This is a genomic window from Photorhabdus sp. RM323S (assembly GCF_042879375.1).
Taxonomy (GTDB): domain Bacteria; phylum Pseudomonadota; class Gammaproteobacteria; order Enterobacterales; family Enterobacteriaceae; genus Photorhabdus; species Photorhabdus tasmaniensis.
On the sequence record NZ_JBHFKZ010000017.1, the window covers coordinates 70122 to 82667 of the forward strand.

8 protein-coding genes and 3 pseudogenes are annotated in these 12546 nt (G+C 39.4%); 10 read left to right on the forward strand and 1 reads right to left on the reverse strand.

The window, feature by feature from the left end:
• The first annotated feature begins 1 nt into the window (after nt 1).
• From ACGF7G_RS09985 to ACGF7G_RS09995, 3 genes are all read left to right on the forward strand, one after another.
• Nucleotides 2–2098 (forward strand): ATP-binding protein, encoded by a 2097-nt coding sequence (locus ACGF7G_RS09985; protein WP_387465128.1) that lies wholly within the window; start codon nt 2–4, stop codon nt 2096–2098.
• A gap of 24 nt (nt 2099–2122) precedes the next feature.
• Nucleotides 2123–3028 carry a DUF4255 domain-containing protein gene (locus ACGF7G_RS09990; RefSeq protein ID WP_387465130.1) on the forward strand — a complete coding sequence of 302 codons (906 nt, stop codon included), beginning with the start codon at nt 2123–2125 and terminating at the stop codon, nt 3026–3028.
• Between the two features lie 318 nt (nt 3029–3346).
• Nucleotides 3347–4477, forward strand: coding sequence for an Insecticial toxin (locus ACGF7G_RS09995; RefSeq protein WP_387465131.1), 1131 nt, complete (start codon nt 3347–3349; stop codon nt 4475–4477).
• On the opposite strand, the pseudogene ACGF7G_RS10000 reads toward ACGF7G_RS09995, so the two are convergent.
• Nucleotides 4471–4551: pseudogene (locus ACGF7G_RS10000) on the reverse strand (IS1595 family transposase); the annotation flags it as partial. The gene ACGF7G_RS09995 and the pseudogene ACGF7G_RS10000 sit on opposite strands and share 7 nt — an antisense overlap.
• 132 nt (nt 4552–4683) lie before the next feature.
• Here ACGF7G_RS10000 and ACGF7G_RS10005 point away from each other — a divergent pair.
• From ACGF7G_RS10005 to ACGF7G_RS10035, 7 genes and pseudogenes are all read left to right on the forward strand, one after another.
• Nucleotides 4684–5782, forward strand: a pseudogene (locus ACGF7G_RS10005) (ISAs1 family transposase).
• Nucleotides 5783–5812: 30 nt separating this feature from the next.
• Nucleotides 5813–5920, forward strand: a pseudogene (locus tag ACGF7G_RS10010) (IS630 family transposase); the annotation flags it as partial.
• Nucleotides 5921–6043: 123 nt separating this feature from the next.
• Nucleotides 6044–7639: a membrane-targeted effector domain-containing toxin gene (locus ACGF7G_RS10015; RefSeq protein ID WP_387465134.1), complete on the forward strand. Its 1596-nt coding sequence runs from the start codon at nt 6044–6046 to the stop codon at nt 7637–7639.
• A 153-nt stretch (nt 7640–7792) separates the two neighbouring features.
• Nucleotides 7793–8134: a hypothetical protein gene (locus ACGF7G_RS10020; protein WP_387465136.1), complete on the forward strand. Its 342-nt coding sequence runs from the start codon at nt 7793–7795 to the stop codon at nt 8132–8134.
• A gap of 218 nt (nt 8135–8352) precedes the next feature.
• Nucleotides 8353–10209 (forward strand): hypothetical protein, encoded by a 1857-nt coding sequence (locus ACGF7G_RS10025; protein ID WP_387465138.1) that lies wholly within the window; start codon nt 8353–8355, stop codon nt 10207–10209.
• A 113-nt stretch (nt 10210–10322) separates the two neighbouring features.
• Nucleotides 10323–11033 carry a hypothetical protein gene (locus ACGF7G_RS10030; RefSeq protein WP_387465140.1) on the forward strand — a complete coding sequence of 237 codons (711 nt, stop codon included), beginning with the start codon at nt 10323–10325 and terminating at the stop codon, nt 11031–11033.
• Nucleotides 11034–11355: 322 nt separating this feature from the next.
• Nucleotides 11356–12372, forward strand: a complete 1017-nt coding sequence (locus tag ACGF7G_RS10035; protein ID WP_387465141.1) for an Insecticial toxin — start codon at nt 11356–11358, stop codon at nt 12370–12372.
• Nucleotides 12373–12546 lie beyond the last annotated feature (174 nt).

Consider the following 12546-nt stretch of genomic DNA (forward strand, 5'->3'; position numbering starts at 1 on the left):
TATGGACTCCCTACTGACAAATAACCCCGGTGAATCTCTACATATGGTGGCAGAGCTTCGCTGGATTTATCCTCATCTGGAACGTATCGATCTGCTATTGCAACACTACTATTACCAAAATAGCGACAGATACGATTCATTACCGGAAAGTTTTTTACTTGCTGAAGATAAAGTCACTCAACGTTTGATAAAACCACAAGGCATTCCTCATTGGCTATCTAAAACGAATGATATTGCTAGCTATCCGAAAACAGAAGAAAGCCCTTTCCTTGATGCATTATCATTACTAGTCGAACGTTTTGAACTCACTGAATTTGAACAGGATGTCTTATTGTTAGGCTTATTACCGCATTTTGACAACCGTTATCATGCACTATTTGCTTCTCTGAATGGTAACAGTAAAAAACAATGGCCCAGTTTTGCTTTAGCTGTTGAATTATTTAGCCAACGCCAAAGTGAGTGGCAATTACTGCAAAATAGTTTTCTACCGCCAACACCATTAATCAATGATCATCTGTTACAGCTTAATAACCATGAGGAACCCATTTGGCTGCAAACGCAATTTTTAACGCACAGTGCTATCTGGCATTTCTTATCCGGCCAACAGGTTATTTTACCTCCCCTAATAACCTGTGCTTACTGGTATTCTTCTGCCTCACAAACTTGGTATCCGCAAACCCTTTATCATTCATTTAAAAAAATATTATTAAATGAAATAGATGAAGTACGCCCGCTGGTGATCCTCAAAGGAAAACAGGACAGCGCCAGAGAATTAGCAGTCAATAATATTATGGCATTTCATGACATAAATACCTTAATTCTCGATTTAGCTCGTCTACCGGACGAAGAGAATACCAACACCATAGCTAGCCTGTTAACAGACGCAATACGAGAAGCCCGGCTACATAATGCCTGTTTATTAATCCGCAATTTTTCTTTACTTGCAGAGGAAAAGAAAATATGGCAGAGCGAATTATCCGCCCTGCTAAATCAACCAAAATTACGTGTTGTTTGTCTGGTAGAACCGGGAGGTTCATTAGCATGGATTCAACACCTGCCAATGGTGCAAATTGAGATGCCGATAGCCACGCTGGCAGAGAAAAAAACGATACTGACAGAAAATCTACCAGATAATGCCGATCGGGAAATTAATCTTCTCCAGTTATGCCAACGTTTTTCATTTACCGCAGAAACATTACCGTTAATTTTTAAAGAAGCCAGTCAATATCAAATACTCCGGCAACCGGAAGACCAATTGAAAGAAATCGATTTGCAGAAGGCATTAAATTTTCGTGCCCAACAAAATTTCGGTAAATTAGCCCAGCGCATAACACCCAAACGCAATTTTAATGATTTAATGGTTTCAGAAGAACTAACTCAACACCTAAGAGAAATTATTTCTGCCATTAATTATCGTGATCAAATATTAAGTTCAGGTTTTCAGGAAAAAGTAGGTTATGGTACCGGCATTAGCGCCCTATTTTATGGTGAATCAGGGACCGGAAAAACGATGGCCGCCGAAGTGATTGCCGGGCATCTTGGTGTTGATTTGATTAAAGTGGATCTTTCTACCGTTGTGAATAAATACATCGGTGAAACCGAGAAAAATATTTCCCGAATTTTCGATCTGGCCGAAGCCGATTCCGGCGTGCTGTTTTTCGATGAAGCCGATGCCCTATTTGGCAAACGCAGTGAAACCAAAGATGCTCAAGATAGACATGCCAATATTGAAGTTTCTTACTTGTTACAACGGCTGGAGGATTATCCCGGATTGGTTATTTTAGCCACTAATAATCGTAGCCATCTGGACAGTGCGTTTAACCGCCGTTTTACCTTCATTACCCGTTTTACGTATCCCGATGAAACATTGCGTAAAAAAATGTGGCAAATCATCTGGCCTGAACAACTGAAGTTATCCGATAAAATTAATTTTGTACACCTGGCTAAACGAGCTGACCTAACCGGTGCTAATATCAGAAACATTGCCTTATTATCATCAATATTAGCTGCGGACGATAATAGTGAACAGATTGAAAATAAACATATAGAACGGGCAATGATACTCGAATTAGATAAAACAGGCCGACTGTTTTTTTAAATACTTAATAAAATTGGAGTTAACATGACAAATATCATTAATCCTAACGATGCCATTGTTGAAGTTAATAATGCGTTAAAAGATATTTTATCACAACATTTAAAAATTTATGATCATAAAGTTGATATCCGCTTTGATCTACCAGAAATAAACTCAATCCCTTCGGTACCTACAGTAAGTGTATTTCTTTATGATATACATGAAGACCTACAATTACGCGCTGCCGAACCTAGGAGTTATAATCCTGCCACTAGCACATTATTACCAGGCTGGGTCAATATCAATTATAACTATTTAATTACCTACTGGCATCCGAATAAGCCAACAAGCGACAGTACCAGCCCTGATAGCCAACCCGGTAATCAAGCTGCGAAAGTCATGACATACGTTTTAAACGCATTAGTTAACAACCGGCAATTACCTAAAATTCCAGGGGCATACACCCGAGTTATTCCACCGCAGGAAAATCTAAATAGTTTGGGTAACTTTTGGCAATCCCTCGGCAATCGTCCACGCCTTTCTTTATTGTATTCAGTTACAGCACCGATAAAACTTAAAGGCATGAAAGAAGATAGTATAACAACGGTTAAGCAGATTTCTGCTTCTGTTGATCAAAAACCAAATCTGAATAGCTTACAAATAAACCAAGCCCTATCAGATAAATTATGTGCAGATTTGGGCGGCACAGAAGATATACGTCTTTCCCTTGCTAAAGTAAATCTGACAACCAAACCCGATATGGAGAAAAATGGAGGAAATAAAAATAAATATGTCATTCTTGAAGCTTCCGGCACCACTAGTTTAATTTATTTACAGAAAATAAAAGATATTATTTTAGCATGGAAAAATAGTCAGGATGCCGTTATTGAGATAAACGGCATAGGTATTATTCTTTCCAAAGAAAACCATGATGTATTAATTGGCATATAAAATTATTATTTATTCTACTAAAATGATGAATCACCATTCTGCCATTAATTAATAATTTCATATGAAAACATATTTTACTGATGTGTTTATTAAAATATTTCCTCAATCAAGGGGAAATTGAATACAATTAATATATTTTTTCTTGTTGAAATACTTTTAATTAAAATTAGCAGGCATTTACTTAATATAATATGACATCAATAATTTTCATAATAACATTGAAGAATTAAAAATTAAAGTTAGAATTTTATTTATTATCAAACTTAAGTTAATTAAATTCTAAATCTCACAAATTCAGCCATTACAGAGGGCTTATCAATGTGCAAACATGCTAATTCTCAAACAACGTCCAGATCAAGTACTCAAAATACCGCCAAGAAATCTCCATCATCAGGCTCTTCTAATGAACACCTTTCACTTTCAAAAGTTCCAAAGCCGAAATTTGGGGAGGAAGCCAAGCAGGAAGTTGAGAAAGATTTTATTTGCAAAGAGCACATAAAAGGAATTGAAAAAGCATGCAGAGTCGGTAATTTTGCTGTCAGTTTTCGTCAGGCAGGTGAGCCAACGCTTAAAGCTCTAAGCAAAGGTGCCGCAGCTAAAGGACATGATATTCTTGAAAAAACTATTAAACCTGGTTCAATCGAAAAAGCTTATCGTGACCAAGGTAAAGCCGATGATGTGAAAGAAAAAGTACGGAAAGCATCTATAGAAGGCTATGTAGGTCACTGGAATAAAGACACTGGCCACCTTGAAGGTATTTACCTGAGTAGTGGACACGGATTATCACTTAGGGATATTTACCAGAAAAATAGGCCCAGTTTATCAGAAGAGAATTTGAGAGATAAGATAGAAAGAAATATTTATCCCATCAATTTAGACAATCTTGAAACAAGCCTGGCTTCTCTAAAAGCAAAAAGTAGCTGGGCTGCACTGCCTTTCACTGGAGACTATGATATGCATGACATGATTAATTTCACCACTAAACCACATTCAATTCCATCCGAGTCACCAGACGAAAAGAGAATAAAGAATCTTATTAATAAATATATCTGTGAATATGATAAACAACGACCATTTGAAGATACTGAACATAATGTTATCAGGCATGGTCCTCAAGTAAATTATATTGCTTTTGCTATGGACAAAGAAAAAGAGCAGATAAAGAAAAACGGAGGGCTTGTCAAAGCTGTTGCTGAACCTGGAGAATTTCCTGTTGCTATCGCCAGTAAAAGAGGCACCAATGAAAAAGACCCCATTAAAAACAGCGACAAAAAAGTAGAATGGACAATCGTATACGATATCCATCAACTACAAGAGTTTTACGAACGTGTTGGAGCAAAACTGAAAGTGACCTGGAACCCAAATGAAAAACCTATGTTAGTGCCCAACTCAGTAAATCCGAACATAGTTACATTAAAGACGTCAAGCTCGAGAAGCCCGAAAACATAATCAGCGATAAGAACTCTAAGGCGGTGAAAATAGTAAGCTGAAGTCGTCTTGTCGCCACCAACTAACTCTGCCGCAGTGCAGGGTGAGATCTCATATTTTTAATAAGGTTATTTTGGTTAAATAAAAATCAGAATATGACTTTTTATAGGCATTTCCCTCATTAAAACGTTAAGCTCTCTTTCTTCCATAAAAAAGCGATCCTAATAATGAGTATTTTTAATTTTATCAGCAAGATAGAAGACCCCCGTTCTGACATCAATAAAAAACATGAATTAATGGATGTGATTTTTTTAGCCTTCTCCGCTGTATTATGCGGCGCTTCTGGCTGGAAATCGATTCAGGAATTTGGTGAGTTACAGAGCGAGTGGCTTAAACAATACACGCATTTTACTCACGGTATTCCTCGTCGTCACTGTATTGCTAATATTATCAAAATGATAGAGCAAGATGCACTGGTTGGAGCCTTTTATGCCTGGATCAACCAGCGTCGGGTCAGGGCAGGAAAAAGTCTTATCGCCATTGATGGAAAAACCCTGAGAGGAACCTGTAAGGGGACATTATTTGAAGCCCTGCATGTGGTCAGTGCTTATGATGTTGAATCCGGTGTAGCCCTATACCATCAGGCAGCCGAAAGCAAGGGTCAGGAAGGTCCGGTTGCCAGACAATTGATTGAATTACTGGCGCTTGATGGCGCGATTGTCACTATGGATGCCCTGCATTGCCAGACAGAAACCCTTGCGTTAATGACTCAGCGCGGCGGTGATTTTATTGTGGGTCTCAAAGGCAATCAAAAGACCCTCTATGAATGGGTCAAATCGTATTTTGCTTCGCATTATGAGAGTGATGAGCTGGTTGAATTTACGCAGAAAAATAGCGGTCATGGACGGACAGAATTTCGGCATGTCATGCAAATTCGTGCCGTATTACCGGAGGTCCTTCGGGCGGCAATGGCCTTCAATACAAAGTGTTATTGAAGTCGTCAGTGAACGAAGCGTAAAAGGCCAGCCTCCCCATCGTGATTCACGCGGGTATGTCAGCTCGCTACCGTTGGAGGCGGAAATCGTGGCTAAAGCAATAAGAAGGCACTGGTCGGTAGAAAACGAGCTGCATTGGGTATTAGATGTCACTTTTCGAGAAGATGCTATCTCACTCAAAGATCCTAATGGGGCTGCACAAATGGCGCTTTTTAACCGAATTGCATTAAGCGTGATTAAACAGAATACCAGTATAAAAGACAGTCAGGCGGCTAAACGTCGAAGAGCTATTTGGTCAGAGGAATTCCGTAGTCAACTTATCTTTGATTAAATTAAATACAAAGTGGAATCCCGCCCTGGGCAGGCAATACATCGCTTTTTTACGGAAATATTACCAGAACTTGCCGAGAACCTGTTGTGCCGTATTAATGACAACTTCCAGGCTATGAATCCTGCATCTTCAAGTTAAGCGGGTATATATTAAAATACACTTAACTTTATTTTTAAAAAATAAAATGACAATAGACAATCCATATAGTATTTATTTCCAAACATACCTCTTACCGAGAATTAACAGGTGATAATATGGCATATGAGTACGATAAAACCGTCGATACAATTAGGCAATGATAAAGAGAAATCATCGGAACAAGCACTAGAATTGCCTCAAAGCCATCAGAATAATCCATCACTCCATGGCCTCATCACCAGCGATAATTTACGTAAAGAAGCGGCTGTCTTTGCCAAACGGATTGGCCCCTCCTATCAGGGAATTCTGGATGAACTTAAGCATCTCCATAATCTGAGTGGCAATAAGCAATTCACGGCAGGTTTCAAATTGCATCAGCGTACTACCCGCTATCTTGAGGAACATCCTGATTCTAAACGTAATACTGCCCTGAGAAGAATGCAAACACAGCTAGGCAATCTGATGTTTACCGATGCTTTGCAGGAAGTACGCAACCCGTTGTTGGAAATGGCGGAAACCCGTCCTACAATGGCATCACAGATCTACCAGATTGCCCGTGATGAGACCAAAGGTAATACACCTAGGCTGACCGACCTGATGGTACGCTGGGTGAAAGAAGATCCCTATCTTGCGGCTAAAACAGGCTATCAGGGAAAAATTCCCAACGACCTGCCCTTTGAACCTAAATTCCACGTGGAGCTAGGCGATCAATTTGATGACTTCAAAAAGTGGTTGGATATTGCTCAGAGTCAAGGGTTACTGACTCATACCCGGCTTGATGAACAGAATAAACAGGTCCATCTTGGCTACAGCTATAACGAGCTGCTAGATATGGCCGGAGGAGTTGAAAGCGTGAAGATGGCGGTCTATTTCCTTAAGGAAGCAGCCAAACAAGCCGAACCGAGTTCTGCTAAATCGCAAGAAATAATTTTACTTAACCGGTTTGCTAATCCTGCCTATTTGACCCAACTGGAACAAAGCAGATTGGAACAAATGGAAGCAATATATCACAGCTCGCGTAACACGGATGTGGCTGCCTGGGATAAGCAATTTTCCTCAGATGCGCTGACGCAATTTAATCATCAATTGAATAACAGCGTGGATCTGAATAGCCAGTTGTCTCTTTTACTTAAAGATCGCCAAGGGTTACTGATCGGTGAAAGTCATGGCTCAGATCTGAACGGATTACGTTTTGTCGAAGAGCAGATGGATGTATTAAAAGCGCATGGCGTGACGGTCATTGGTCTGGAGCACTTACGCTCAGACTTAGCTCAACCGTTGATAGATAAATTCCTGACAAGTGAGAATGAACCCATGCCCGCTGAGCTGGCCGCAATACTTAAGACCAAACATTTGTCTACGAATTTGTTTGAACAGGCCAGAAGCAAGCAGATGAAAATCATTGCACTAGATGACAACAGCACAACTCGCCCTACCGAAGGAGAGCATGGCCTGATGTATCGTGCCGGTGCGGCTAATAATGTGGCAGTTAAGCGTTTACAACCATTGCCTGCGGGAGAGAAGTTCGTTGCCATCTATGGTAATGCTCATCTGCAATCCCATAAAGGTATTGATCACTTTTTACCAGGTATTACCCATCATCTTGGATTGCCGGCCCTCAAGGTAAATGAAAATAATCGTTTTACCGCTCAGGCCGACGATATCAACCAACGCAAACGTTATGATGATGTGGTTGAAGTCCCCCGTATTCAATTCTAATATAACAAAATCAAAGATGAATACTTTTCACTAAAAACTCATAGGTGATAATTATGGTGTACGAATACGGTAAGGAGTTGGAATCAGGCTGGACCCGTATCAGAAAGAAGGCTAAGACCAGAAAAAAATTGGTCGCCAATAATAGAGATCGACGTGAATAAGCTGCCTGACACGACTAAAATCTTCGATCTGAATAAACCAAGTAATACCTTCTTTAGTACCGCAAATAGCGGCATTTCTCAAAACGCCTTTGCCGATAAAGAAGTACTAATTTCACCAGAAATTCCAGGCCACGCTATCACACGCGTAATTAATGATCCAGAAGAGCTCGAACGGATTGCCAATCTTAATCCAAGTCAATCGCCTATAGAGAAAAAGAACACCATTCCTGAAGAAAAAACAATTTTTGAAGAAAAAAATCTATTCCTATCCATGATAGTGACACCAATTTACCGTCATCATCATTTATTTTCCCAAAACGCAAGAAACCAATAAATATAAGATCCCGCACTGACAGTTGATAAAAAAAACAGGCTAGTTATAATACTTCAATTTATAAATTACTTATTCCCAAGATAACTCTTATCAAAAGAAATTAGTAGGTGATAATAAATAACGTTTCATAATTCTGCTACACATGGCCTTCCTCAACCCATTGTTATACATAGAATTATGAGTGGTATAAGATGTAGCACCATTTTGGAATCTTATTTATGCCAATGAACAAATATAGTGAAAATACTCACTATTCAAAAAACAAAGAGAAAAAACGTTTAACCCATCCGAAGCATTCGACTGAGGATGATGAAGAGATAGATAACGACACATTAGAACTGCAACTATCCTTACTGAATAAGGGGAATAAACAGTTTATCAATTCCACCAAGCGACGCTTTGGCAAGGTAAATTTAGATCAGCCCAGTCAAGAGCTGAAAACTGTGCGTAGCGCCTTCAATAAAACAGTCAAACAACCCAATGAAAAGCATGTCTTGAAGCTTGAAGAAGCCTTGTCTTATTGGCAACAGTATGACCCGAATGAATTCGCCAAACGCAGTGAACGTGTAAAAGATCTGCGTCTTGAAATGAATAAGCTGGTTGCACACCGTCAAATGCAAAGCGCCAAGTCTGCGGGGATCTTGGGGATCACAGTAACACCTCAAGATACCGTACAGTTTGAACAACAAGTATTATTCGACGGATTCGGGCGTGTCATCGGTCTGAAAGGAGATATGACACAAGATGAAATTGCCCATCTCTCCAATTTGGCAATCAAGGCATTAACCCAGACCAATTCGACGGCAGAACGAGAAGCGCCCAAAACCGAAAGTGAAAGCATTATCGCTTTTGTGACCCAACTGGAACTGAAACTCGAACTGGAAGAGGCGGAAATTCTCATGTCTTTGATTGAACGAGCCAAGGAACTTTGGTTCACAGGGCAAGTGACAAGGTTCAAAAAACAAGAAACAACACAAGAAACTATCAAGCAGTTTTTTGATAACGCAGTAACTCAACTACAAGCGCATCCTGAGCTGCGTTCTTTAGCACTGCAATTACAAGCTGATGCCAGCAATGAGAAAAAATACACCGGGCAATATATTGATAACCTCTTTGGTCGCCGTTTTGATTCCGAATTAGCTCATGAAATGGTGAAAGCACCATCAGAAAATGCGCAGAAAACTTCCAGGCAGATAGGCCAATTCCTGGTACAAGAATTTGAGCAGTTTATGCATACGTTGTTTCCTGATGCAGCCGACAATGAACTGCGTGATCAGCGTATTGCCGCCAAGATGCACTCCTTCACTAAAGATATTAACAAGGATATTCGTCCATGGTTTAGCAAAGTACCTGAATTAACGACCTTCCTGAGATCACCGACTTTTGCCAACTTCAATACCATGATGACTAAAGTAGATAACGGTTTTGATGTGATTAAAATCCCCTTCCTTGCGGTCAAAATGGCAGTCAACCAAGATATGGGAATAGAAATGGCTTCATGGAAGAGAGAAGGAGATCGTTTTTATACGAATGAGATTAAAAAGACCCGTTCGACCCATGAAGCGAAGTTAATTGGAGTACAGACCAATGATTATGGTACTGCGCTACCTTATCAACCTGTAGGTGATAAATATAATGACTTTCTGTATGGCAGAAAGGTCGCAGCAGGTCGAATCCTCACTCCCGAGCAAGAAACCAAATTTGAAATTAATGCTCTGGCACAAAACCACTCCGTGGTGACAGGAACATCCGGTTCAACCAATATCATGGTTCACCTCAATAACTATATCGCCAGCAAAGATCCAACCTTTTCTGCGGCTCAGGGGTATCTTAATACCTTGGCATTCCTGGTGTTTGACGGTGGTCACTCCGTCAATGAAAGCCTGGCCGTCTATAAAGCGTTGCAGGAAAAAGATGATGAACGAAAACAGGTACTGCAAAGCTACACCGCTAATTATACGGATTTAATAAGTATCTCTGGTGAAGAAAACAAAGTATGGATGAAATCAGCACTAGATAACGCCTTCAAGAAAACCCAGAAGCTCTATCAAGAAATCAACAGGCATGAAACTTAAATCTGGTGAATGATTAAATCAGTCTTCATTAATTCAGAGATAATAAATAGAATGTGGACACAATAAAAAATAACTTCCTATAATATTTTTATCATAAATGGTTGGTATGAAATATGAAAAAATATGAAATTTTAACATTAAGGCGAGATCTCGAATCACTAGGTTATAAAAAAAAGAACAATCCATTCTTATGGGAACAAAATAAGGATACTGTTCATGAAAGTCTTTCCAATGAGTTCCCTAACAATCGAAGGAACAAGAATCATCTTAATGATTTAACAGAGTATTGCTGGCTAGTTTATCGTAAAGCCCTTTTATCAAATGGGCCAATGTTAATTGGTCGAGCTAATGATCTTTGGCAAGAAAAATGGCTTAAGCCGCTTGGACTTGGTAAAGGAATAAATGAGAATTTATGGAACCAAAATTCCCACGGAAATATGCTGGTAATAGACAAATGGTCTGGTATAATAAATGATTGTTGGGTACTTGGTGGTATTCATAGACATGCAGACTTTCATCTAATGTCAACAGCAGCCCCTGCTAATTTATGGAATCACGAAGAGGGCTACCATGTAGTTACAGCGAGAGAAATATTAGGTCTTCTCAATTTTGGATATAAACGAGAAAAACGAGGTAGACAAGTGATTTATACATGTAAAAATTATTCTTCCGCCGATAGAGCAAGTCTTCGCCCCTATAGTGTTTTAATGAACAAGGCAATAGAACAGGGACCTTCTTCAATTACAAAACTTATTTTTGAACAAGTGACAGGTTTTAACGAGGAAATTAGAGCGTTCGATTATTCTAGCTTAAAACATGTGTAGATGAGAGGTCAGGGCTAGAGCGCGAACGTTTTTTGAGCTTAAATTGTATGTAATGAAATCCACATGTGGATAAAAAACGCTCAATTTGGCCTTATTCAAGCATTGGCAAGTGTTTTATTTGAGCGATTCGTTCAAAATAAAGCCTTTCATACTCTCGCCCTGTCTCCATACATTACACAATAATTTAAATATATTATGCAAACTCACACAAATATTTATTATTTAGATATTCATACTCGGAACATCAGGTCATCCGGATAATAACCGTAGAAGTATATAAATTTTAAATATAACAGACTTAACCGTTACAGAGGGCTTATCAATGCCAAAATATGCTAATTCTCAGAAAACGTCCAAACAACGATCTAAAAATACCGCCAGAATATCGCCACCATCAGGCTCTTCTAATGAACACCTTTCACTCCCAGAAGTTCCAAAGATGAAATTTGGGGGGGAAGCCAGGCAGGAAGTTGAGAAAACCTTTATTTGCAAAGACCATATGAAACCAATAGAAGAAGCCTCCAGAGTCGGTAAATTCGCTGTAAGTTTTCGGGCAGCAGGTGAACCAACACTCAACGCCTTGAGCAAAGGAGCGGCAGCTAAAGGACATGATATTCTCGAAAAAACAATTAAGCCTGGTTCAATTAAAAAAGCATACCCCGAAGATGGAGCTTCAGATGTGATAAGGAAGGTGCAGGAAGCAGGTATTGAAGGCTATGTAGGCCATTGGGATAAAGAAACTGGTCACCTTCTAGGTATTTACATGAGTAATGGACACGGTTTATCAAATGAGCAGGTCAATGGAAAAATTTATCCTATCAATTTAGACGATCTCGAAACCAGCCTGTCCCCTCTGAAAGAAAAAGATAATTGGGCTGCACTGCCTTTCACCGGAGACTATGATATGCATGATATGATTAGTTTCACCACTCAACCGCATTCCGTTCCATCTGATTCGCCAGAAGAAAAGAAAATTATTAATCGCATCAATGAATTTATCGCTAAATCTGATAAAAAACGGCCATTTGAAGATATTGAGCACAATGTTATCAGGCATGGCCCTCAAGTAAATTATCCCGCTTTTGCGATGGACAAAGAAAAAGAAGAGATAAAGAAGCGCGGGGGAATTGTCAAAGCTGTTGCTGAACCCGGAGAATTTCCTGTCGCTATTGTTAGCAAAGGAAAATGGATAATTGTCAACAATATTGATCAATTGAATTGGTTTTACAACAGTATTGGTGCAAAAATGAAAGTAAGCTGGAAACCCGGAGCCGAAAATCCTAGGTTTGTCTCCAATCCACAAAAACCGGGTATGGCTAAATTCAGCAGTAAAAGATAGAACAAACTGTTATGTCAGATTAAACATAAAAAGATTGATCAGATCACTCAAACCGGATTGAGTTCCCTCAAAGTGATCTACTATTTTAAAAGCTATTTAGTCTAGATAAAATAAACCAATCCCTGTCAGATAAATTATGCGCAGATTTTGGCGGCACAGAACATGGGTATATCA